This is a genomic window from Prevotella bivia DSM 20514 (assembly GCF_000262545.1).
Lineage (GTDB): Bacteria > Bacteroidota > Bacteroidia > Bacteroidales > Bacteroidaceae > Prevotella > Prevotella bivia.
The window spans coordinates 1,593,933-1,617,418 of record NZ_JH660660.1; the positions used below are offsets into that span (position 1 = coordinate 1,593,933).

Below are 23,486 nucleotides of genomic sequence, written 5' to 3' on the forward strand. Positions count from 1 at the left end.
GGTGAAAGTTCATCCTAGTTTTGTTTTCCTAATTATCCTAACTTCTATCTTTCCTTTTTATTAGCACTTGCCCGCTATATATGCTCACTTTGCAATATTTGCTTTTATTTTCTTTACTATTTACTGCTGCTAACGGGTAAAAATAAGTACTTTTGCATGGATAATAAATAAATGCAATGACACGAATAATAATAGAGCGTTATCATGACATTAGCTGTGGACATCGTGTTGTGGGACATGAAAACAAATGTAAGCACTTGCATGGACACAATTATCGTTTCACATTTACGCTCGAAGCTGATAAGCTGGACGATTTAGGGAGAGTGATCGACTTTGGAGTAGTGAAAACACTGCTTTGTCAATGGCTAGAGGATCACTACGATCATAAATTTTTGATGTGGCAGGACGATCCTTTCTTGCCTACACTGTTAGAACTTTCGCAAGAGAGTATGGTGGTAGTTCCCTTTAATCCCACCGCTGAAAACATAGCACAACATTTTTTAGTAAACATCGCACCTACATTATTGCTCGGTACGGGGGTAAGACTCATACAATGCAAACTAGAGGAAACGAGGAAGTGTTCGGCTACGGTGATGCTATAAAGCGTGAATTACTTCGAGCAGACTTGAGATAATTCGAAACATTATCCTTGAATTTTCGAAAAAGATCGAGACCAAAACAATGAAGATCAACGAAATATTTTATTCCATTCAGGGCGAAGGCTTTTATGCAGGCACGCCAGCTATCTTTGTGCGCTTTGCACAGTGCAATCTTAACTGTGCTTTCTGCGATACCGACTTTGTGCGTTTCACGGAGATGACGGAAGAAGAGATCGTGGCAGAGGTGTGCCGCATAGGCAATCCTGCTACCCACGTTATCCTCACAGGTGGTGAACCCTCGCTACAGGTAACGGCTTCGCTATGCGATAAGCTGCACGAAGCAGGAAAGGTAATCCATATAGAGACTAACGGCACACACGCTGTGGCAGAAGGAATAGACTTTATTACTTGCTCGCCAAAGCTGGAATATTGCAAACATGCCGAACTATGCGTGCAGCGCATTGACGAACTAAAGGTGGTGTTTACGGGCAAGAACGATATGGCACTTTATGAAAATATTCAGGCACAACATTATTTTTTGCAACCTTGCGATGTTGGCAATGATGCTGAAAATGGGCGTATCATCGCTGCCACAGTGGGCTACTGCAAAGCAAACCCAAAGTGGAACATCTCGGTACAAATACACAAAGTGTTAGCCATAAGATAAGAAAAACTTATTTTCAGATTTATTTACCCGCTAACACTACTACTTTAAGGCTAAAATAATTATCTTTGCATATAGTATGGCAACAATAGATAATATTAACGGAGAAAGACGACATCAAGGTCGGATAGAGGTAATTTGTGGAAGTATGTTCTCAGGAAAGACTGAAGAACTGATCCGAAGAATGAAGCGTGCAAAGTTTGCAAAACAAAAGGTGGAGATCTTTAAGCCCTCCATTGATGTGCGCTATTCGGACGAAGAAGTGGTAAGCCACGATCGCAATACGATCCACTCTACGCCTATCGACTCTTCGGAAAGTATTCTGCTCTTGGCTTCCGACATAGAGGTAGTGGGCATCGACGAGGCTCAATTCTTTGATGAGGGCTTGATAAATGTGTGCAACACGCTAGCTAACAATGGGGTGCGTGTTATCATTGCCGGACTAGATATGGACTTTAAAGGCGTTCCCTTCGGTCCTATCCCTGCGCTATGTGCCATTGCCGACGATGTTACAAAGGTGCATGCTATCTGCGTAAAATGTGGTGCTTTGGCATATTTGAGCCATCGCCTCGTGCAAAACAATCATCGTGTACTCCTCGGCGAACAAGGCGAATACGAACCACTTTGCCGCGATTGCTATGAGAAAGCCATTCGTATGGAGAAAGCAAATCCCCAAAAATAAAATCACTGTAGCACATGATACAACCCATCACTTTAGATAAATTCTTACGTTGGACGGTAATCGCCCTCATTATCACAGCCGTGTTCTTTGTATTAAAAGGGCTTTCTAGTGTGCTATTACCGTTCTTCGTAGCATGGCTTTTGGCGTATTTACTCCACCCTATCGTGAAGTTTATTCAATTCAAAATGCACGTAAAATCGCGTGCCGTAAGTATTATCATCACCTTTATACTTGCTATCCTAATCATTACGGGAGTAGTGATGGTCATCGTGCCACCCTTTATTGATCAGGTAGCAAAGCTGGGCGACTTAGCCAATCGCTACGTACAAGACAATACCCATTCTAGCAGCATAGCGGGAATGATCAAGAAGTGGATCAATGATAATCACGCACAGATAGATAAGTTTTTGAATAGTCGCGACTTTGCCGACACGATCAAGACTGCTATGCCTAAACTGTTCGACTTTGTAGGACAGACGGCAAGTGTAGTAATGTCGATCATCGCCTCTTTCATCACCTTATTATATATGTTCTTCATATTGCTCGACTATGACGACCTACTGAAGAGCCTTGTAAAGATGATCCCTAAGTCGCAACGCCCATTCTGGTGTGGTTTGGCATCGGATGTGGAGCGTGCCCTCAATAGTTATATTCGTGGACAAGGACTTGTAGCCCTCACTATGGGCATACTCTTCTGTATCGGATTTACCATTATCGACTTCCCAATGGCCATCGGTTTAGGTATCCTTATCGGTATCCTCGACCTTGTGCCTTATCTCCACTCGATAGCCCTCATTCCTACCGCACTGCTTGCACTTATGAAAGCAGCCAATACGGGTAGCAACTTTTGGATGATCTTCGGAGCAGCAGTACTCGTGTTTATCATCGTGCAAATCATTATAGATATGGTGGTTACGCCAAAGGTAATGGGAAAGGCTATGGGCTTAAACCCTGCCGTTCTGCTTCTCTCATTATCCATTTGGGGAGCTTTGCTAGGCTTCATAGGCTTGATTATAGCCTTACCGCTCACTACCATTATCATAGCTTATTGGAAACGATATGTAACAAAAGAGCAAGAAGAGCAGTTATAGCCTAAACGGCACGTGCTGCGCAATTATTCTATCAGCTGAATATCATTATCTTCGATAGGTGTGATAGTGGGGTGATCGCGCTCAAACTGTCGTTTCACACGAATAAGACGAAACAAGAAAGCTAGCTCGATGATACCATAGAAAATAGATAACCACCCTATAATAAGCAACGGCATACTAGCTACTTGCATAGGTTTGGCTATTACCAAACCTGCAACTATCAAAATAGCAGTAGGAAATAACCAGTAATAGAAAGGTACGTAGGCGTATTGGCGAGAACTAGCAAGGTTCATAAACAAATTGATAGCACCTATCACGATTAGGATCGCCAAGATATAAGCCATCCATGTAAGGAAAGTATTAGGAATAATGGCTAATACAATACCGATGCAAACACTTCCTATACCCGCTAAAGGAAACATAGGCGACTTAGGCTTTTGCTGCAAGTCGGGATTTTTGGCAATAATGCGCCTTATCTTATCGTTCTCATAGTAATAACCTAAACACGAGATAAAACCTGAAATGAAAAACAGTGCGCCTATAGTAACTGTTAACCACGTTACCATCTGCTCTCGATACTGAATGAGTAATACACCAATAATCAATGATGTAATGGCTCTAACTGCTGAAAAATGTGATACTTTCATAGATACAAAAGTACAAAATATTCTTTATCGCAAAGGAGCTTAGATTAAATATTTTGTACTTTTGCAAAAAATAAATATAAAAATGGCTACTTTATTATATTTGGTAAGACATGGCGAGACGCTTGATAATGCGAGGCGCATTATGCAAGGACAAACACCAGGACAACTAAATGAAACAGGAATACTTCAGGCGAAGGAAACAGCTCAAAAGCTAGCCCATGAAAAGATAGATGTTTTTGTTTCGAGCGACTTGCTTCGTAGCCTGCACACTTGTAAGATTATTGCTGCCGAACATGGTGTACAAAAGGTGGTTACAACTCCCTTATTGCGTGAGCGAGATTGGGGAGCATTTACGGGTAAGTATATTCCCCACTTGGCAAACCTTAACGATCCTAGCCTCTGGCCTGATGATGTGGAAAGCATTGAAGCATTAAAGGATCGTGCCGAAGATTTCCTTACATGGGTAAAGGAAAGATTTCCTAATAAAACAGTGCTTGCCGTAGGGCATGGCATCATCAATAAAGCTATACAAAGTGTGTTTTACGATAAACCAATGAAAGAAATTCCACCGATGATGAATTGCGAGGCGAGAAAACTCTCACCTCTCAACTAAAAAAAAGGGTGCCACTCACGTGGAACCCTTTTCAAACTATATAACTCTCTAAATGTTTGCTACCTTTTGTAAGAATATTACTTCTTCCAAGAAAGTAGCTCTTACTGTGAAAACTCTCTAAAAAAAATACCTTATAAAAACTTAACCTATATATAATATGTTTTAATCCTATGTCGTTGTTTTACAAAAGTTGGATTTCATCCTTCGTTTTCTCGCCATGGCATAACGAAAACGTTCTTATTATCGGTGTCCTCCGAAAGAACCTCGGTTTTGACTACCGCCAAACGTTCCGCCACTTCTAGTGGTTGGAGTGCTACCACTGAACGATCCACGATTTGCGCCGCCAAACGATCCGCCACGAAATGAGGAGCTAGTACTTGGCGTTCCGTTGAAAGTTCCGCCTCTATGACCTCCAAACGAGCCACTTCCGAAAGAAGAACTTGAGTTGGATGGGCGAGAATAGGTGGTACTCGGAGTAGAGCGTGTTGCGCCACCAAAGCTACCAAATCCAGCGCTTGGACGCTGAACAGTGGTGCGTGTAGAACTTTCACGCGATCCGAACCCACGGTTACGCTCAAACTGTGAGCGTGTTTGTCCACCATAGACACGACCTCGATTTCTCTGATAGTCGGACTGATAGTTACTTGCATCGCCATTATAGCCATAGAACTCTCCGTTATTACGTTGGAAAGCATCTCTCATTCCGAAGTATCCCCGCTGATAATTACGACGCACAAAGCGTCTGCCTTCGTACCAACTTCGTCCACCATTGTACCTCCAACTGTGCGAGCCTCTATAAGTGGCATAATACACAGGGCATTCAAAGTAATAATAATCTCTTCGTGGATACCTAGCATATATGCCGAAGCGCCAATAGCCACCTCTGAATGATAGCGGACGATAGAAGTACATTGCATCTAAGTAGCTATTATACTGCCAATCTAGGAGAATGTAGCTCAGGTCGGCATTGCGTTGCGCCCAATATACACCGTATAAATCGTCTACCGTATTTACACTCATCAGATAATCGAGGTTTATCTCGTAAGCAGCTTGATATTGTTCCTCTGTCAGATTTAGCTCGTAAGCCATCTTATCGGTCAAGAACAACGCTTGTTGGCGAGCCTGCTCATAGCTCATTGCGTTTGCTGATAATGTCAATACTAACATTGCTATCAGCGAAAGAAATATTTTCTTCATAATCGTCTGCTCTTTATTTTTCTTTTTCGTCTGTTGTGATCGTCAGCGGAAAGATTATCAAAAGCTTTTCCTATGATTTCACATTGCAAAGAAACAAAGAAAGTAATGGCTACCAAAAGGATTTTCCCTAACTTGAGGAGGATTTTCCCTAAAGGTTTGTTATCTTTGTAGATAACTAGAGAGACTAGGAATACTAGGAATACTAGAGATACTAGAGAGACTAGAGAGACTAGGAATACTAGGAATACTAGAATGGGCAACTCTTAACTCTCAACTCTCAACCCTCAACTCTTAACTCTCAACTCTCATCTCTCAACTCTCAACTCTCAACTCTCAACTCTCAATTGTCTAAGATTATCCACATCGACATGGATGCGTTCTTTGCTTCAGTGGAGCAGCGCGACAATCCCGAACTTCGAGGCAAACCTGTAGCGGTGGGCTTCGATGGCGCTCGTGGTGTCGTCTCTACTGCTAGCTATGAAGCACGCAAGTTTGGTGTACACTCGGCACAGCCCATTGCGCAGGCAAAACGATTATGTCCCCACCTTAATATAGTATATCCGCACTTCGATGCTTATAAAGAAGTATCAGCACAAATCCACGAGGTGTTCCATGAATATACTGACATCATAGAACCAATATCGCTCGATGAAGCTTTTTTAGATGTTACTGAAAACAAAAAAGGCTTGGAACTTGCCACCGATATAGCAAAAGAAATAAAGCAAAAAATCTTCGAGCGCACCCAGCTCACCGCCTCGGCAGGCATTAGCTATAACAAGTTTTTAGCCAAAATAGCCTCCGATATGCGCAAGCCAAACGGTATGTTTCTTGTCCACCCTACAAAAGCACTCGACTTTATAGCCACGCTTCCCATAGAAAAGTTTTGGGGTGTGGGGGCGAAAACTGCTGAAAAGATGCACTTTATGGGTATTTTTACAGGCGAACAGCTCCGCAATGTGTCGCGCCGACACCTCGTTGAAGTGTTTGGAAAAGTAGGCAACACTTACTACGACTTCTGCCGAGGCATCGACCATCGTCCCGTTATTGTGGAAAGAGAACGCAAGTCGGTGGGCTGCGAACAAACCTTTTTGGAAGACATCCACATCGAGTCGAAAATCATCATCAATCTGTATCACATTGTTTTAAAACTCGTGGAACGATTGGAGCGCGCCCACTTCGAGGGGCATACGCTCACATTAAAGATAAAATGGGACGCCACAACACAGATTACCCGCAGCATTTCGCAAAACAAGCCCTTACGCACCAAAGACGACATTCTGCCCCTAGCAAAGCAATTGCTCCACTCCACTGAATACAAACAGCGTCCCATTCGCTTAATGGGACTCTCTGTTTCCTCGCCCACCGATGAAGAAGGACACCATTCGGACAAACCTATTTGGGTGGAAGGAGAACTAGATTTTAAAGAATAATCGCCAGCAAACAAAGAGAACAAACGCTTTAGGCGGTGTACGACCCATTTTGACTTCTTTTGCGATCTAAATATTTCGTTGTCTGAAACTTTTTCAGTAAATTTGCAGAAAAAAGCGAGGCAATGCAATATCAGGTAATATGCAATAAATGCGGAAAGAATTTCTTTATCGACGGAGAGAGTGGTAAAGAAGTTCATTGCACTTGCCCTTACTGCGCCCAACAGCTCTTAGCGAGCCTACCCATTGTGGCACAGCCTGTTCATACGCCTGCTCAGCCTGAGCAAATACCCCCTCAACGCCCTATCCGCCAAAAACAATCGTCGGGCACAGGACTAAAGCTACTCATCGCCCTGCTACTTGTTTTAATTATTGGGGGTGGAGCTTTTTATGCCTTTACCCAATGGCGCAATATGCAAGAAGTGGCTCGCCAAGAACTTGCAGCACAACGCAAGGCACACCAAGACTCGCTTATGCGCATCCGCGCACAAGAAGAAGCAGCACAAGCGGCTGAAGAACAAAAGCAAGAACAGCAACAGCGTGTATGCCGCTTTTTAGCCGATTTCTATCAGAAAGCCATCATTCCGTATGGCGATCCCACCTATTATGACAAATACCTCACAGGCTATTGCCGCCAACTAGTAGCTTCGGAAACGCAATACAACGAAGGCGATGCGTGGCAAATGTGGTGGGCTCTGTTTGGTATGATGAACCAATCGCCCAACGAAGCAGAGCTAATTCGTAACCTTACCGTAACTCCCATATCGGACAATTGGTATCGGGTGCGGTTATCCCAAGGAGGTGAAACGGAATTTAGACAGATAAAAGTGGTGATCGACCACGGTCAGGTGATGATAGATGATGTAAAATAACAACAAAAAGGAGGGAACATGCAGTATGAAATCTTATGCAAACACTGCCATAAAAAGTTTGCCATCGAGTCGGAAGGAGGCGAAACATTAAGGTGTAAATGTCCTTATTGCAGCAACCAACTCATCGTAGCCACCCCTAGTGCAGCATCGCCCGAAGAAGCTATAGCACCACCACACGAGCAACCACAACCAGCCACACCGCATCAATCCGTCCCACCTTCGGCAGCTCCACCACACTGCAAGCCCACTCAAAGAAGCTTAGGCGTAAAGGTAACCATCGTTTTTACAATCCTTATGGCAATATTACTAATAGGGGCAACGATATTATATTTTATTTTTTCAGCAATTTCACAATAACAATAATAACAGTAACAAGATATGAAACAAACCAAGATAGTATGCTCTATTAGCGACCGCCGCTGCGAGGTAGATTTCCTACGTAAATTGTTTTTTGCAGGTATGAATGTTGTTAGAATGAACACGGCCCATGCTAGTGCTGACGGCATTCGACAGATTGTGCGCAACACACGTGCGGTATCGCCGAAGCTCGCACTGCTTATCGACACCAAAGGACCAGAGATGCGCACAACAGGTTGCGACAATCCTATCGACTATAAGGTGGGCGAAGTGGTAAAAATCATTGGCAACCCTAACGCTGATACCACCCACGATGTCATCAATGTGTCGTACCCTAACTTTGCCATTGATGTAAAGGTGGGCAACCACATATTGTTCGACGACGGCGTGCTAGATATGCTCGTAACCGAAATAGCTGATAACGAGGTCGTTGTAGAGGTACAAAACGACGGCAAACTAGGTTCACACAAAAGTGTAAACGTGCCAGGGGTACACATCGACCTACCCGCTTTGACCGAAAAGGACAAAGTAAATATCCAGCTCGCTATCGACGAAGACATCGACTTTATCGCCCACTCTTTCGTACGCTCGGCTGCCGATGTGAAAGCAGTTCAGGATATTCTTGATGCACACCATTCGGAAATTAAGATTATTTCAAAGATAGAAAACCAAGAAGGTGTCGACAATATCGACGATATTATAGATGCTTCTTACGGCATTATGATAGCACGTGGCGACCTTGGTATAGAGGTGCCTATCGAGCAAATACCAGGTATTCAGCGCGACATTATTATGAAATGTATCCTCAAGCAAAAGCCTGTCATTGTGGCTACACAGATGCTTCACACCATGATAGAGAACCCACGTCCTACACGTGCCGAGGTAACCGATATTGCTAACGCTATCTATAGCTACACGGACGCCTTGATGCTGAGTGGTGAAACAGCTAGCGGAAAGTATCCACTGGAGGCAGTACAAACAATGGCACGCATAGCCGAAACAGCCGAAAAAGACAACCACAAGCGTGGCTATATCGACGTACCATTGAGCAATACAAAGAGCCAACGCGAGTTTCTTGCTAAGAGTGCCATTATGGCTACCGAGCAGGTGGGTGTGAAATGTATCATTACCGATAGTGCTTCTGGTGCCACAGCACGCCATTTGGCTTCGTTCCGCGGCCCTCACCCTGTGCTAGCAATGTGCTACAATGACAAAATTCAACGCTTGCTAAACCTTAGCTATGGCGTGCTTCCTGTACACCTCGCTAACCATACCGACAACGAACACATGTTTATGGCGGCTGTGCGTATGATGCGCCAAAAGGGCTATATCAAACTAGAAGATAAGATCGCTTACCTTGCTGGCTATATTACCAACGGTGGTGGTACCAACTTCTTAGAGATTAACACCCTCAAGCAGGTGTTCGATCCCAACTATAAGTTTCACAACACTATGAGCGAAAAATAGGACAATGCGCAGCAATCGCATATCTCGCTGATATACAAAAACATATAAACGCTTTTTAAAACATCACCTTTTGCAGGGTAAAAGGTGATGTTTTAGTAACTAAAAGGTCATATTTTGCTCGGCAAAAGATGACCTTTTTATTTTGGGATTATTAATTTTCCACTCTCGCTTAAAATTAGTATCTTTGCAAACACTTTAAAACTCAACATTTACGATGCAGGCAATGATATTTGCAGCGGGATTAGGAACCCGCCTAAAACCTCTTACCGACACCATGCCCAAAGCATTGGTTAAGGTGGGTGAGCGACCATTGTTAGATAGGGTTATCATGCGACTAAAGGAGGCAGGAGCAAGCCATATCGTGGTGAATGTACATCACTTTTCCGAGCAGATAATAGATTACCTACAAACAAACAGCTACGGCATAAGCATCGATATTTCCGACGAAACAGAGCAGCTCCTTGATACTGGTGGTGGTATTAAGCGAGCTGCTTCGCTTTTTAAGCAGGACGATCCGGTGCTGATACACAATGTGGACATACTAAGCAATGTCGATTTGGCTAGCTTCTACTATCACGCCACTGCCAACAATAGCACTACAACAGCCACCGATGCGCTCCTTTTGGTGAGTGCGCGCACCACACAGCGCTACCTCATCTTTTCTGAAGGGATGCGCCTCATGGGGTGGACAAACGTAAGCACAGGCGAAGTGAAGTCGCCATACGCTGCGCTTCAGGGCTTGCGGTTTGAAGTACCATCGGAGACCAACCCGCACGCCCTTCAGCATGGGTATCATCTTTATGCTTTCTCAGGCATTCACGCCATTGCGCCCTCGGCACTAAAAACGATGCAGGAAGAGGAGGGCGAGGTGTTTCCTATCATAGATTTCTACCTCCGACATTGTAAAAAGCTCAACTTCCAAGGCGAGGTGAAACGCGACTTAAAGCTCATGGATGTGGGAAAAATAGGATCGCTAAAGGAGGCGGAAGCGTTTGTTCAATTGAGAGAGAGGTGAGAGAGAGGTGAGAGAGGTAAGAGAGTTGAGAGTTGAGAGTTGAGAGTTGCCCGTCCTGGCGGTGCTGGTAATGCTAGGGTTTCTAGTATTCCTAGGGTTTCTAGTATTCCTAGTGTCCCTAGTATTTCTAGTGTCCCTAGCTATCCATAAAGAAAAAAATAAAGTAAAACAACAAAAATATATGCAGCAAAAGATTATCATTTTGGACTTCGGTTCACAGACCACCCAACTCATCGGACGCCGTGTGCGCGAGTTGGACACCTTCTGCGAAATCCTTCCTTACAACAAGTTTCCTAAAGACGACCCATCGGTCATCGGTGTGATCCTTTCAGGATCGCCTTATTCGGTACACGACCCAGAGGCTTTCAAGGTGGATCTCAGCCAGTTTGTAGGAAAAATACCAGTGCTTGGCATCTGCTACGGTGCGCAATACATTTCACACACGGGTGGTGGCAAAGTGGAACAGACGGGTACACGCGAGTATGGTCGTGCCAACTTGGCTACCGTCAACACCGAGAACCCACTCTTTAAAGGCTTCGAACAGCACTCACAGGTATGGATGTCGCATGGTGATACCATCACGGCCATTCCTTCCGATTGCGAAATCATCGCTTCTACCAACGATGTAAAGTTTGCTGCTTACGCCTCTACCACTCACCCTGTGTGGGCTGTTCAGTTCCACCCAGAGGTGTACCACTCATTGCAGGGCTTCCAATTATTGAAGAACTTTGTAGTAGACATCTGTGGCAGTAAGCAGGAATGGAGCGCAGCTTCGTTTGTTGAAAGTACGGTAGACGACTTGAAAAAGCAATTGGGCAACGATCGTGTTATCCTCGGTTTGTCGGGCGGTGTCGACTCATCTGTATGCGCCACCTTATTAAATAAGGCGATCGGCAAAAACCTTACTTGTATCTTTGTCGATCATGGTATGTTGCGCAAGAACGAGTTTGAGAAGGTTATGGAGGCTTACAAAGGTTTGGGCTTAAACGTGATAGGTGTAGATGCTTCAGAAAAGTTCTTCAAAGATCTTGAAGGCGTTACCGATCCAGAGCAAAAGCGTAAGATCATAGGTCGCGACTTTGTAGAGGTATTCAATGCCGAGGCTAAGAAGATTACCGATGCTAAATGGCTTGCACAGGGTACTATCTATCCTGACCGCATTGAAAGTCTAAGCATCACAGGTATGGTTATTAAGAGCCACCACAATGTGGGCGGGCTTCCCGAAGAAATGCACCTACAGCTATGCGAACCCTTGCAATGGCTCTTTAAGGACGAGGTGCGCCGTGTGGGCTATTCTATGGGTATGCCAGAACGCCTCATCAAGCGTCATCCCTTCCCCGGTCCCGGCTTGGCTGTGCGTATCCTTGGCGATATAACACGCGAGAAAGTGCGCATTCTTCAAGATGCCGACGACATCTACATTGAGAAGATGCACGATTATATTATGCAAGACGGCTCACGCCTTTACGACCATGTATGGCAGGCAGGCACGGTATTATTGTCGACCATTCGCTCGGTGGGCGTAATGGGCGATGAGCGTACCTACGAGCATCCTGTGGCTCTCCGTGCTGTTACCTCTACCGATGCTATGACAGCCGATTGGGCGCATCTGCCTTACGACTTCTTGGCTGAAGTATCTAACGAAATCATTCGTAAGGTAAAGGGAGTGAACCGCGTTTGCTATGACATCTCATCAAAACCACCTTCGACTATCGAATGGGAATAATAAAAAGCACATTTTAGTTTGTAACAATTTCAAACAAAACTTTTTTCAAAGCCATATTTATCCCCACTTTAAGGGTAAATATGGCTTCTTTTTTGTCGTTTTATTTTGTATTTGTTACAAATTATAAGTAATTATTCCAAAACATATTTTTGAAGTACGATAATGAATACATCAGAAAAAATATTGGATTTTTTTACCCCTTTGGATAAGTTCTATAGTTGCAAAGCAAAAGTTAAACATTTTGGTTTACCAATTAAAAATATATTTTTCTTTTCCCTATAAATATACATGGGTTGTATATACTTACTAAAACCGTGAAAACGGACAAAACTCTAGTAAAAAGGTGGATATACAGTATACATACCGTAAAACAATGTTAAACGCAAAGAAAAATATACAATATTTCTTGCGAATGTTGAGTAATAAGTGTATCTTTGTAAAAGTTTTTTTAGTGGTTAATTTAGTTTTAGTATTTATACCTTGGGTGATGAGATATCAGTCAAGGTTTTTTTATAGTATGATCCTCCTGTCTTAATAAGGTTTGCATAAAAATTCTGCTAAAAATAGCTTCAGCCATACAAGGATATAGCAATTTATTCCTAAGTAAGAATAAAATATTCCCCCAAAAATATAATCGGCTTATCGCACTTTAGAGTATTGCTATCTTGCATCATCTCCACACAAAAAAGCCCCCCCATGTATCGCTTTAGATACTAATGGGAAGGCTTAGAATTATATGATTTTTATGAAACTCCCACAAAACTCTAACAAAAAAATGATTTTGAAGAGCTTTATTTATCAATACCAATCATACTATTTGGGAATAAATAGCGTTTTGTAGAAGTTGCCTTTACAAGAAGCCTCATAAAATTTATGTATTATACAGCTTTAAGTCCTCTACTAAAGCTTGGTCATAATCTTTGAATAATATGATAGGCATATTCCCTTTTCCTACTTGCACACCCTTTAAAACAAAGCGTTCGTTTACTACCCCTGCAAGGCTCTTTGCTTCATTGCAAATAGAGTGTTCTATCATAATTCCTCTTTCATACTTAGGAATACTATCTGTATTTGGTACAGAGTCGGTAGTAATCACTGTATCTCTTTGTAGATAGTTTGCCATATTATACGATATTAAGCTATAGTCTTTTGCAGGAATACTATCACTTGTAGGCTCCTCTTTTTGAGTAGGAATACTATCGCTTACTACAATAGTATCACTAGGTGCTGTAGGATTACTTACTTGGGCAGAAGCTTTACTTGCCCCAACATAAAACAGTGTTAATGTTACAAATGTTAATAATTTCATCGTTTAAATGTTTAAATGTTTAAAAAACTAATATATTAAATGCAATTGCGGAAGTAAAGGTAAAAGGTTTTGTCATTGCTGTGGCAATATTGCGTAATATTTATAATTGAATAACATTGCAAATGCCTTTCTTCACTTTTATATAAAATTACAACGAGTAATTACACAATTATAAACATTCTAAAATAAAATAGATATTCTTCTTTTTTATTCTTATCTTTGTAGTTGAAGTGGGCTTATTATGCGTATTTACTTCATTTAACACGAACAACAACTTAAAACATAAAATATGGAAATACAAGAAAGGTTTATCAACTACACTAAGTTTGATACACAGTCGGCTGACGAGTCGGAAACCGTACCTAGCACATCTAAGCAATTGATTTTTGCTAAATATTTAAAAGAAGAATTAGAAAAAGAAGGTTTGAAAGATGTGGAGATGGACGAAATGGGTTACATCTATGCCACCCTGCCTTCAAACAGCAAAAAGAAAATCCCTACTATTGGCTTTATAGCTCATTACGACACTGCCCTTGATGCTAGCGGTGCCAATATCAAAGCGCGCATTGTGGAAAACTATGATGGTGGCGATATTCAGCTCAATGAGCATCTTGTATCATCGCCTTCTCGCTTTCCAGAGCTTTTAGACCATAAGGGCGAGGACTTAATCGTAACCGATGGCACTACCCTCCTTGGTGCCGACGACAAAGCAGGTATTGCCGAGATTGTTCAGGCTATGTGCTACCTTCGCGATCATTCAGAGATAGAGCATGGCGATATCCGTGTAGGCTTCAATCCTGATGAAGAAATAGGTATGGGTGCCCACCACTTTAATGTGGAGAAGTTTGGCTGCGAATGGGGATACACCATTGACGGTGGCGACCTCGGAGAGCTAGAGTTTGAGAACTTCAACGCTGCTGCTGCCAAGCTTGTAATTTATGGCAGAAGTGTTCATACGGGATATGCTAAGGGCAAGATGATCAATGCCAGCGTGTTGGCTTGCGAGTTTCAGGCTATGATCCCTACCGATGAGCTTCCAGAAACTACCGAAGGCTATCAGGGTTTCTACCACTTATTGGGTATCGAGAGTCGCTGCGAAGAGGCTAAGCTCAGCTACCTTATCCGCGACCATGACCGCCAAAAGTTTGAAGCACGCAAAGACTTTATAGCGACATGTGTTAAGCAGATGAATGAGAAGTATGGCGAAGGCACTGTAGAGCTAAAGCTCAACGACCAATACTATAATATGAAGGAAAAGATAGATCCTAATATGCACGTCATTGACCTTGTTATCCAAGCAATGCAAGAAGCAGGGGTAGCCCCTAAGGTACAGCCCATTCGTGGTGGAACCGATGGCGCCCAACTCTCTTTTAAGGGGCTTCCATGTCCTAACATCTTCGCTGGTGGTGTTAATTTTCATGGCCCCCACGAGTTTGTGTCTATCCAAGTGATGAAAAAAGCTATGGAGGTAATTGTAAATCTTTGCCGATTAACAGCCGATTATAATAGCTAAGCACCCTCAAAAGAAGCTAGAGCGCTAAGAATACTAGGAATACTAGGAACACTAGAAACCCTAGCATTACTAGCACCTCTAGGACGCTCAACGCTCTCAGCTCTCAACTCTCAACTCTCAACTCTCAACTCTCAGCTCTCAACTCTCAACACTCATCTCTCATCTCTCACCTCTCAATTCTCAAAGTGTCTTTAATATCCGATCTCGCTCTTATTCTTATCGTTGCAGCCTTTGTAACGATTGTATTTAAAAAGCTGAAACAACCCCTAGTATTGGGGTATATTGTGGCAGGCTTCATTGTATCACCCCACATGCCCTACACCATGAGTGTGCTTGACAAAGCCAATATACAAACATGGGCAGACATCGGAGTGATCTTCTTATTATTCTCCCTAGGGTTAGAATTTTCTGTTAAGAAAATCCTCAAAATGGGTATTTCACCTATTATATCTAGTCTTATCATCGTGTTCTCAATGGGGAATTTAGGCTTTATTGCAGGACGCTTCTTTGGCTGGGCAGAGATGGACTGCATCTTTCTTGCCGGGATGATAGCAATAAGTAGCTCCACCACCATTATCTATAAAGCCTTCACTGATATGGGGCTTACGCAAAACAAGTTTGCTACCGTTGTGATGAGTGTGCTTATTCTTGAAGACATCTTATCCATTATTATGATGGTAATGCTGAGCACCATTGCCGCTGGTGATAGCCTTAGTGGTGGGCAGATTATAAATAGCGTAATGAAGATAGGCTTTTTTATCGTCCTATGGTTTGTTATTGGTCTTTTTGCTATTCCCCTTATTCTGCGCTCTGTACGCCAACACCTCAACAACGAAACCCTCTTGATAGTAGCCCTCGGGTTGTGCTGCTTTATGGCTGTAGTATCTACAGAAGTGGGCTTTAGTGCCGCTTTCGGAGCTTTTGTAATGGGTAGTATTCTTGCCGAAACCATTGAAGCAGAGCGCATAGAACGCTTAGTGGAGCCTGTAAAAAACTTGTTTGGAGCTATTTTCTTTGTTTCTGTAGGTATGTTGGTCGATCCGCATATCCTTGTAAAGTATGCACTCCCTATCTTGCTGCTCACCCTAACCGTCCTCTTAGGACAAGCTATCTTTGGCACATTGGGCTATTTCCTAAGCGGACAGCCCCTTAAAACAGCCATGCGCTGTAGCTTCTCTATGGCACAAGTGGGCGAATTTGCATTTATTATCGCCTCTTTAGGTCAATCGCTCCATGTTATTGGCGACTTTCTCTATCCTGTAATGGTAGCCGTTTCGGTAGTTACCACCTTCCTAACACCTTATATGATACGTGCCGCCGAACCTGCTTATAGCACGCTCACACGCATACTCCCTAAACATTGGGTACGTCGTTTAGAGCATATTCAAGCAGCCCCACCCTACAACCCTATCAACGAAAACTATTGGCGCAGCCTTGTTCGTGCAATGATTGCCAACACTATTGTATATGGCATTTTATCGGCTGCTGTTATAGCCCTTATGTTCTCGGTAGTATTACCTATTTGTAGGCAACTATCCGTTGAGTGGATAGGCACCCATTGGCTAGGCAATGCAGTGTGTGGCGTGGCTACCTTAGCCCTCATTAGTCCTTTCTTACAGTCGATAGTGATGAAGAAAAATCACTCGGAAGCCTTTCGCACCCTATGGACACGCAACCGCCTCAACCGCCTTCCCCTTCTAGGCACTATCGTTATTCGTGGCTTTGTGGCAATGGGGTTTGTATTTTACGTTATCAATTACCTCTCACGTTTCCGCGATGCGCTTATCATTGCTGCAGCTTTGGGCTTTCTTGCACTAGTCGTCATATCACGCACCTTGAAGGATCGTAGTATTTCGCTCGAACGATTGTTTGTGCAAAATCTTCGTAGCCGTGAAATTCAGGCACAAATGAGGGGAGAAAGCAAACCACTCTTTGCTACCGACTTGCTCGATCGTGATATACACATAAGTACCATTGAGGTGCCAGAAGCATCGGCATGGGCAGGGAAATCGCTCCGCAGCTTGGAGCTTCGCACACGCTTTGGAGTACATGTGAGTAGTATTCTTCGTGGTAGCAGACGCATTAACATTCCCGGTGGAAGCACCATTATCTTCCCTAACGATAGGATAGAAGTAATTGGAGATGATGAACAGCTCACAAAATTTTCTTCTGCTGCACAGCATGAACTTGTAAAAGAAGATGTAGAAATAGAGAAGCGTGAAATGAAGCTTCGCCAAATAGTGCTTACTGCCAGCAGTCCTCTTGTGGGTAAAAGCATACAAGAGAGCGGTATTCGCGAAAACTATAACTGTATGGTAGTAGGTATTGAACAAGGACAACAAAAGCTGACACTCATCAATCCCTATGCTACCCTTGCCGTTGACGATGTGCTGTGGATAGTGGGCGAAGAGAAAAATTTGAAAAAAATCGTATCCAGTTGAGAGAGAGGTGAGAGAGGTTAGAGTTTTGAGAGTTGAGAGTTGAGAATTACCCATCCTAGTATTTCTAGTTTTCCTAGAACTTCTAGTATTCCTAGTTTTCCTAGTATTCCTAGTATTTCTAGTACTCCCTGAGAAAAATTCTCAACTCTCACACCTCTCTCATCTCTCAACTCTCAACTCTCTCAACTCTCAACTTGATAAGCTCTAGTATCATAAAAAGATAGGAAGCAGTATCGACATTTATCAATACTGCTTCCTATTTTGTAAACAAAAATCTAAATTCTTTTTGTTTTGAAGCTTGATTTATGGTTCACACCTCACGGTGCTCCCCAAAATCTTGCATCAACTGTTATCCTTCATCTTTATCAATCTTTTATAACCTAAACTAAACCTATTTTTGTAATCCTGAACAATCGCTTTTGTTCTTACCTTAAACTAAATAACTAAAAACCTAAATCTATTACTACTAACCTAAACAATCTATTTCTTTATTTTTACGATGCAAAGGTAATACTGTTTCCGCACACACACAAGCATTTTGATGAAATTTTTTCAGTAATACCACGCTTTTTGACTTATATCAATCCCTTTCGCAACTATTTTTCTTTGCAAAGAAAGATAGTAGTCGAAAAATCGCAAGTTTTAGATTATTCACCCATAGCAGGTTTAGCAGGCTCCGTTTTTAATAGTCGATAGCCTATTACTCCTCCCAAGATAGAGGCAGCAAAGATACCTACTTTGGCTTGTACGTGGAGGACTGGATCGGTAAAAGCTAAAGAAGTTACAAACATAGACATGGTAAAACCTATAGAAGCTAAGAACCCTAACCCTATGAAACGCCGCCATGTCATAGAAGCCGAACGCTTACCGATCCCCAACTTTACTAATATCCATACCGATGCCACTACACCAATAGGTTTGCCTAATAGCAAACCAAGCATAACACCAAGGGCTACATTATTTGAAAAGATACTTGCCATATCCATTTCCACAAAGTTTACGCCAGCATTGGCTAAAGCAAAAATGGGCATAATGACAAACGACACAAAGGGATGCATACCGTGTTCTAGTCGCTGAAGAGGTGGAAGCGCATTGATAGCTTCCGACTTTACTTGTGCAATGATTTCCACCTGTTCATGCTCCAGCGTGCGTACATCATTGCTATCCGCCTTTTCAAAGAGGCGAAGCTGGCGGCGCATACGAGCAATAAAAGTGGCTTCAGGGATCTTCGAGTCGGCAGGGATCATAAAAGCTGCTAACACCGCAGCAATCGTTGCATGAATGCCCGACATGAGGAAAGCCGTCCACACACCGCAAACACCTAGCATACCATAAAACAAAACGCTCTTAACACCCATTTTGTTGGCGATAAACATTATTAAAAGAAAAGCCACCCCCACCGCAATACTCGACACAGAGATATTAGAGGTATAGAAAAGGGCTATGACAATAACCGACCCTAAGTCGTCGACAATGGCAAGGGTGGTAAGGAAAACTTTTGCCGAGAGCGGCACTCTGTCGCCTAACATATATACTAAGGCTAGCGCAAAGGCTATATCGGTAGCCATTGGGATACCCCAACCACCCGATACTTCTGTGCCAAAATTGAGTGCTAAGAAGATACCCGCAGGCACAAGCATACCCATAATGGCAGCACCAACAGGTAAGACTACCTTACGAATATCGCGCAGTTCGCCACCAATAAACTCACGTTTCAATTCCAATCCCACCACAAAGAAGAAGAGCGACATAAGTCCGTCGTTGATCCAATGTGCAATAGAGAAATTAAAATAAGGCGTACTATCTACAACAAAACCCAAATGATGCTCGAAGAAATGGGCAAAATTCTCATGCCAAGGCGAATTGGCTAGGGCAAGGGCTATCACTACAGCAACAGCCAACACAATGCCACCCGACTTTTCTTGTCGCATGAATTGCATAGCTGGCAAGAATATTTTTCTATTAAATGTATCCATAATAATTGTTTTTTAGGAGTTTTTTTAACACCGCTTTTCTATATCGTTGAGTTTGCAAAGTTAATACAAACGTTATGTTCTTACAATAAAAATCGTTGCTTACGACATATTCATAAAGCTATTTTACACCTTTTTATAATCTTTAATAGGCGTTTTTTCATACCTTTGCATTTTGCAAACCGCTTTCTTTCCATCAAGATAATACTTAAAGCGGTAAATTAGCTTTACATAAAACAGAATAAGAAAAAATATGGCATACCATTTTTCAGCTTACGCTTCACATTATAAAAATCTTACTTTTCTAGGTGTTCCTATCATCATAGGACAGCTTGGCAATATCATTTTGGCCTTTACCGACACCCTTATGATAGGACATCACAGCACAAAAGAACTAGCTGCTGCTGCCTTTGTCAACAATGTCTTTGCACTCGCTATCCTCATGTCGCTCGGCTTTTCGTATGCCATCACACCCATCGTGGGCAAGCTATACGGTCAGGGAAAGGGTGAGCGCATCGGAGAAGTGATGAAGAATGCCGTAGCCGCTAACACCGTAGCAGGCATCATCTTTATGACGGTAATGGGCGTTTTATACCTTAATATCCACCACTTAGGACAGCCCAAAGAGCTAATACCACTCATTCAAGACTATTACCTTATACAATATGCTTCGTTGCCTTTCGTATGCTGGTTTAATACTTTCAAACAATTCTTCGACGGAATAACCGATACCAAAACACCCATGTGGATTATTATGGGCGGAAACGTGATGAATATCTTTGGCAACTGGGTGCTTATCTATGGACACTTTGGCATGCCTGAACTAGGGCTTAATGGTGCCGGAATTTCTACGCTCTGCTCACGCATCATGATGACGATAGCACTCGTACTCCTCTTTGCGGCTCACAAGCGTTATAAGGTATATGCCAAGGGATGGCGAACAGGCAAATTGTCGAAGACCGATTTTAAGGAACAGAACGCCCTCGGGTGGCCACTGTCGCTACAAATGGGCATGGAGTCGGCAGCTTTTAGCCTTTCAAGCATCATGGTAGGCTGGATCGGAACAATTGCGCTTGCAGCCCATCAGGTAATGCTAACGATTTCCCAACTAGGCTATATGATTTACTACGGACTAGCCTCAGCAGTAGCCGTGCGCACAAGCAACTTTGCAGGTCGTAAGGATTGGAACACCGTTTGGATCAATTCGCGTGCAGGATTACACCTTATCTTTTTGCTTGCCTTTATCACCTGCGTCCCTATTTTCTTTTGTCGCCATATTATCGGATCACTGTTTACCGATAACATCGAGGTGCAACAGCTTGTAGCCCTAATGGTAATACCCTTTATGATCTATCAGTTTGGCGACGGAATGCAAGCCAACTATGCCAATGCGCTCCGAGGTATTGGCTATGTAAAACCCCTTATGGGTGTAGCTTTCGTTTCTTATTTCGTTACCTCCCTGTCCGTATCTTACCTTCTTGGCATTGTAATGGGCTACGGCATCATCGGCATTTGGGCGGCTTTCCCTATCGCCCTAACATTGGCAGGAGTACTATTTTATTATTACTTCAGAAAGGGAATGAAGAGAGGTGAGAGAGTGGAGAGTTGAGAGATGAGAGATGAGAGTTGAGAGTTGAGAGTTGAGAGTTGAGAGATTTAGCTAGTGTTACTAGTATTCCTAGAAAAGCTAGAATACCTAGAAAAGCTAGAATACCTAGAAAAAAAACACTAGTCTCAACACAAAAATATCAAAGCAAGGTCTTTTTCTCAGAAAAAAGATGTTTCACTTTTGTTTTATCTGTTTTTTTCTATATATTTGCAAAAAGTAAAAATTTAAATCAACGCTATTATGAATTGCAAAGAGTTGATGAACCGTGCTGCGGACAACATCAGAATTTTATCAGTGTCAATGGTAGAGAATGCTAAATCAGGACACCCGGGTGGAGCGATGGGTGGTGCTGACTTTATCAATGTTCTCTTCTCGGAATTCCTTGTATACGATCCCGACCAGCCACTTTGGGCAGGCAGAGATCGTTTTTATTTGGATCCGGGACACATGTCGCCGATGCTCTACTCTGCTCTCACACTACAAGGAAAATTCACCATTGAGGATATCAAACAGTTCCGCCAATGGGGATCAATAACTCCGGGGCATCCAGAACGCGACTTAATCCACGGCGTAGAAAACTCGTCTGGACCATTAGGACAAGGACACGCTTACGCTGCTGGTGCGGCTGTGGCTGAAAAGTTCTTAGCAGCTCGCTTGTCTAACACTATGATGCAGCATAAGATCTATGCTTACATCTCTGACGGTGGCATTCAGGAAGGCATCAGCGCAGAGGTGGGACGATTGGCAGGCAATCTAGGTTTGAACAACCTTATTATGTTCTATGATGCTAACGATGTGCAGCTATCCACCGCTTGTGGCGCAGTGTCTTGCGAAGATACAGCTATGCGCTATCGCTCATACAACTGGAATGTATTAACAATCAATGGCAACGATGTAGACGAAATTCGTGAAGCACTCATCGCTGCTAACCAAGAAACAGAACGCCCAACGCTGATCATTGGTAATACCATTATGGCTAAGGGTGGCAAGCAAGCCGATGGTTCTAGCTATGAAGGTAGCGTAAAAACGCACGGTGCTCCTTTCGGAACCGATGCCTATATCAACACGGTTAAGAACTTAGGGGGTAACCCCGACGATCCTTTCGTGGTATTCGATGATGTTCAGAAGCTATACGACGATCGCAAAGCAGAACTTCGCACCATCGTAGCAAAGCGCCATGCAGAGGAAGAGGCTTGGAGAAAGGCTAACCCTACCCTCGCCGCACAGATGGACGAATGGTTCGCTGAGAAAGCTCCAAAGATTGATTGGAGCCGACTACAGCAAAAGCGCGACATCCCTTCTCGTAACGCTTCGGCAGCCTGCTTAGGGGTATTGGCAGAACAAGTGCCTAATATGATCGTGGCATCGGCCGACCTTAGCAACTCTGACAAAACCGATGGCTTCCTTAATAAGACCCACTCGCTCACACGTGGCGATTTCAGTGGAGCTTTCTTCCAAGCTGGTGTATCCGAACTCGCTATGGGCTGTATGTGTATAGGTATGATGCTTCATGGCGGTGTGATCACAGCAATGGGTACTTTCTTTGTATTCTCCGACTATATGAAGCCTGCTGTTCGTATGGCTGCTTTGATGCAAGTACCTGTGAAATTTATTTGGAGCCATGATGCTTTCCGTGTTGGTGAAGACGGTCCTACCCATGAGCCAGTAGAACACGAAGCACAAATCCGCCTAATGGAAAAGCTTCAAAACCATGCTGGTAAGGATAGCGTACGCGTATTCCGCCCTGCCGATAGCGATGCCACTACCGTATGTTGGCAAATGGCAATGGAGAATATGGAAACACCTACCGCACTCATTCTCTCTCGCCAAAACATCAAGAGCCTACCAGAGGGCAACAACTACGAAGAAGTGCGCAAAGGTGCTTACATCGTAAAGGGTTCTGACGAGCAGTTTGATGTGATCCTCCTTGCTAGCGGATCAGAAGTATCTACACTTGTCGAAGCAGCCGAACCTCTCCGCAAAGCGGGTTACAAAGTGCGCATAGTAAGCGTACCATCAGAAGGGCTGTTCCGCCGTCAGAGCAAGGAATACCAAGAACAAGTACTTCCAAAGGGAGCTAAGATCTTCGGTCTTACCGCTGGTTTGCCTGTAACCCTAGAGGGCTTAGTAGGTGCGGAAGGTAGAGTATATGGCTTGCCAAGCTTTGGTTTCTCAGCTCCTTTCAAGGTGTTAGACGAGAAGCTAGGCTTCACACCAGAGAATATCTTCAACGAAGTAAAGAAATATATTTCTAAGTAATATTTATAACCTGAACACCTCGGGG

General features: G+C 43.3%; 19 protein-coding genes. 15 read left to right on the plus strand and 4 right to left on the minus strand.

What is annotated here, in order from left to right; genetic code table 11:
• Positions 1-176: 176 nt before the first annotated feature.
• The 4 genes from PREBIDRAFT_RS09200 (at position 177) to PREBIDRAFT_RS09215 (ending at position 3,036) form a co-directional block, all read left to right on the plus strand.
• The gene (locus tag PREBIDRAFT_RS09200; RefSeq protein WP_004337365.1) at positions 177-602 is read left to right on the plus strand and encodes a 6-pyruvoyl trahydropterin synthase family protein; all 426 of its coding nucleotides are present in this window, start codon (positions 177-179) and stop codon (positions 600-602) included.
• Between the two features lie 79 nt (positions 603-681).
• The gene (locus PREBIDRAFT_RS09205) at positions 682-1,266 is read left to right on the plus strand and encodes a 7-carboxy-7-deazaguanine synthase QueE (protein ID WP_004337366.1); all 585 of its coding nucleotides are present in this window, start codon (positions 682-684) and stop codon (positions 1,264-1,266) included.
• A 76-nt stretch (positions 1,267-1,342) separates the two neighbouring features.
• On the plus strand, positions 1,343-1,945 hold the full coding sequence (locus PREBIDRAFT_RS09210) for a thymidine kinase (RefSeq protein WP_004337367.1): 603 nt from the start codon (positions 1,343-1,345) through the stop codon (positions 1,943-1,945).
• 14 nt (positions 1,946-1,959) lie between these two features.
• A complete protein-coding gene (locus PREBIDRAFT_RS09215; RefSeq protein ID WP_004337368.1) occupies positions 1,960-3,036 on the plus strand; it encodes an AI-2E family transporter in 1,077 nt (358 codons plus the stop codon).
• Positions 3,037-3,059: 23 nt separating this feature from the next.
• On the opposite strand, the gene PREBIDRAFT_RS09220 is transcribed toward PREBIDRAFT_RS09215, so the two are convergent.
• A complete protein-coding gene (locus tag PREBIDRAFT_RS09220; RefSeq protein WP_004337369.1) occupies positions 3,060-3,683 on the minus strand; it encodes a DUF308 domain-containing protein in 624 nt (207 codons plus the stop codon).
• An 82-nt stretch (positions 3,684-3,765) separates the two neighbouring features.
• Here PREBIDRAFT_RS09220 and PREBIDRAFT_RS09225 point away from each other — a divergent pair, with 82 nt between their 5' ends.
• Positions 3,766-4,296, plus strand: a complete 531-nt coding sequence (locus PREBIDRAFT_RS09225) for a histidine phosphatase family protein (protein ID WP_004337370.1) — start codon at positions 3,766-3,768, stop codon at positions 4,294-4,296.
• A 240-nt stretch (positions 4,297-4,536) separates the two neighbouring features.
• Here PREBIDRAFT_RS09225 and PREBIDRAFT_RS09230 read toward each other — a convergent pair whose 3' ends face one another.
• Positions 4,537-5,493, minus strand: a complete 957-nt coding sequence (locus PREBIDRAFT_RS09230) for a hypothetical protein (RefSeq protein WP_004337371.1) — start codon at positions 5,491-5,493, stop codon at positions 4,537-4,539.
• Between the two features lie 344 nt (positions 5,494-5,837).
• Here PREBIDRAFT_RS09230 and dinB point away from each other — a divergent pair, with 344 nt between their 5' ends.
• The 6 genes from dinB to guaA all read left to right on the plus strand — a co-directional run bounded on the left by dinB (position 5,838) and on the right by guaA (position 12,357).
• Positions 5,838-6,923, plus strand: a complete 1,086-nt coding sequence (gene dinB, locus PREBIDRAFT_RS09235; RefSeq protein WP_004337373.1) for a DNA polymerase IV — start codon at positions 5,838-5,840, stop codon at positions 6,921-6,923.
• A 122-nt stretch (positions 6,924-7,045) separates the two neighbouring features.
• The gene (locus PREBIDRAFT_RS09240) at positions 7,046-7,792 is read left to right on the plus strand and encodes a hypothetical protein (protein ID WP_004337374.1); all 747 of its coding nucleotides are present in this window, start codon (positions 7,046-7,048) and stop codon (positions 7,790-7,792) included.
• Positions 7,793-7,810: 18 nt separating this feature from the next.
• Positions 7,811-8,149, plus strand: a complete 339-nt coding sequence (locus PREBIDRAFT_RS11515) for a hypothetical protein (RefSeq protein WP_004339778.1) — start codon at positions 7,811-7,813, stop codon at positions 8,147-8,149.
• Positions 8,150-8,170: 21 nt separating this feature from the next.
• Entirely contained in the window at positions 8,171-9,616 is a 1,446-nt protein-coding gene (pyk, locus tag PREBIDRAFT_RS09245) for a pyruvate kinase (protein WP_004337375.1), read from the plus strand.
• Between the two features lie 214 nt (positions 9,617-9,830).
• Positions 9,831-10,631: a sugar phosphate nucleotidyltransferase gene (locus PREBIDRAFT_RS09250; RefSeq protein WP_004337376.1), complete on the plus strand. Its 801-nt coding sequence runs from the start codon at positions 9,831-9,833 to the stop codon at positions 10,629-10,631.
• Between the two features lie 181 nt (positions 10,632-10,812).
• Positions 10,813-12,357: a glutamine-hydrolyzing GMP synthase gene (gene guaA, locus PREBIDRAFT_RS09255; protein WP_004337377.1), complete on the plus strand. Its 1,545-nt coding sequence runs from the start codon at positions 10,813-10,815 to the stop codon at positions 12,355-12,357.
• An 871-nt stretch (positions 12,358-13,228) separates the two neighbouring features.
• On the opposite strand, the gene PREBIDRAFT_RS09260 is transcribed toward guaA, so the two are convergent.
• The gene (locus PREBIDRAFT_RS09260) at positions 13,229-13,666 is read right to left on the minus strand and encodes a hypothetical protein (protein ID WP_004339779.1); all 438 of its coding nucleotides are present in this window, start codon (positions 13,664-13,666) and stop codon (positions 13,229-13,231) included.
• Positions 13,667-13,955: 289 nt separating this feature from the next.
• Here PREBIDRAFT_RS09260 and pepT point away from each other — a divergent pair, with 289 nt between their 5' ends.
• Positions 13,956-15,179, plus strand: coding sequence for a peptidase T (gene pepT / locus PREBIDRAFT_RS09265; RefSeq protein ID WP_004337378.1), 1,224 nt, complete (start codon positions 13,956-13,958; stop codon positions 15,177-15,179).
• Between the two features lie 185 nt (positions 15,180-15,364).
• Positions 15,365-17,620 (plus strand): cation:proton antiporter domain-containing protein, encoded by a 2,256-nt coding sequence (locus tag PREBIDRAFT_RS09270; RefSeq protein WP_004337380.1) that lies wholly within the window; start codon positions 15,365-15,367, stop codon positions 17,618-17,620.
• Between the two features lie 647 nt (positions 17,621-18,267).
• On the opposite strand, the gene nhaA is transcribed toward PREBIDRAFT_RS09270, so the two are convergent.
• Positions 18,268-19,596: a Na+/H+ antiporter NhaA gene (gene nhaA / locus PREBIDRAFT_RS09275; protein WP_004337383.1), complete on the minus strand. Its 1,329-nt coding sequence runs from the start codon at positions 19,594-19,596 to the stop codon at positions 18,268-18,270.
• 250 nt (positions 19,597-19,846) lie between these two features.
• On the opposite strand from nhaA, the gene PREBIDRAFT_RS09280 reads away from it, so the two are divergent.
• Positions 19,847-21,202: an MATE family efflux transporter gene (locus tag PREBIDRAFT_RS09280; protein ID WP_004337385.1), complete on the plus strand. Its 1,356-nt coding sequence runs from the start codon at positions 19,847-19,849 to the stop codon at positions 21,200-21,202.
• Between the two features lie 240 nt (positions 21,203-21,442).
• Positions 21,443-23,461, plus strand: coding sequence for a transketolase family protein (locus PREBIDRAFT_RS09285; protein ID WP_004339780.1), 2,019 nt, complete (start codon positions 21,443-21,445; stop codon positions 23,459-23,461).
• Positions 23,462-23,486 lie beyond the last annotated feature (25 nt).

Excerpts from the sequence above, each read along its gene's own strand:
- PREBIDRAFT_RS09200 (WP_004337365.1), top strand. The coding sequence starts at position 177 with ATGACACGAATAATAATAGAGCGTTATCATGACATTAGCTGTGGACAT.
- PREBIDRAFT_RS09205 (WP_004337366.1), top strand. The coding sequence starts at position 682 with ATGAAGATCAACGAAATATTTTATTCCATTCAGGGCGAAGGCTTTTAT.
- PREBIDRAFT_RS09210 (WP_004337367.1), top strand. The coding sequence starts at position 1,343 with ATGGCAACAATAGATAATATTAACGGAGAAAGACGACATCAAGGTCGG.
- PREBIDRAFT_RS09215 (WP_004337368.1), top strand. The coding sequence starts at position 1,960 with ATGATACAACCCATCACTTTAGATAAATTCTTACGTTGGACGGTAATC.
- PREBIDRAFT_RS09220 (WP_004337369.1), bottom strand. The coding sequence starts at position 3,683 with ATGAAAGTATCACATTTTTCAGCAGTTAGAGCCATTACATCATTGATT.
- PREBIDRAFT_RS09225 (WP_004337370.1), top strand. The coding sequence starts at position 3,766 with ATGGCTACTTTATTATATTTGGTAAGACATGGCGAGACGCTTGATAAT.
- PREBIDRAFT_RS09230 (WP_004337371.1), bottom strand. The coding sequence starts at position 5,493 with ATGAAGAAAATATTTCTTTCGCTGATAGCAATGTTAGTATTGACATTA.
- PREBIDRAFT_RS09240 (WP_004337374.1), top strand. The coding sequence starts at position 7,046 with ATGCAATATCAGGTAATATGCAATAAATGCGGAAAGAATTTCTTTATC.
- PREBIDRAFT_RS11515 (WP_004339778.1), top strand. The coding sequence starts at position 7,811 with ATGCAGTATGAAATCTTATGCAAACACTGCCATAAAAAGTTTGCCATC.
- pyk (WP_004337375.1), top strand. The coding sequence starts at position 8,171 with ATGAAACAAACCAAGATAGTATGCTCTATTAGCGACCGCCGCTGCGAG.
- PREBIDRAFT_RS09250 (WP_004337376.1), top strand. The coding sequence starts at position 9,831 with ATGCAGGCAATGATATTTGCAGCGGGATTAGGAACCCGCCTAAAACCT.
- guaA (WP_004337377.1), top strand. The coding sequence starts at position 10,813 with ATGCAGCAAAAGATTATCATTTTGGACTTCGGTTCACAGACCACCCAA.
- PREBIDRAFT_RS09260 (WP_004339779.1), bottom strand. The coding sequence starts at position 13,666 with ATGAAATTATTAACATTTGTAACATTAACACTGTTTTATGTTGGGGCA.
- pepT (WP_004337378.1), top strand. The coding sequence starts at position 13,956 with ATGGAAATACAAGAAAGGTTTATCAACTACACTAAGTTTGATACACAG.
- nhaA (WP_004337383.1), bottom strand. The coding sequence starts at position 19,596 with ATGGATACATTTAATAGAAAAATATTCTTGCCAGCTATGCAATTCATG.
- PREBIDRAFT_RS09280 (WP_004337385.1), top strand. The coding sequence starts at position 19,847 with ATGGCATACCATTTTTCAGCTTACGCTTCACATTATAAAAATCTTACT.
- PREBIDRAFT_RS09285 (WP_004339780.1), top strand. The coding sequence starts at position 21,443 with ATGAATTGCAAAGAGTTGATGAACCGTGCTGCGGACAACATCAGAATT.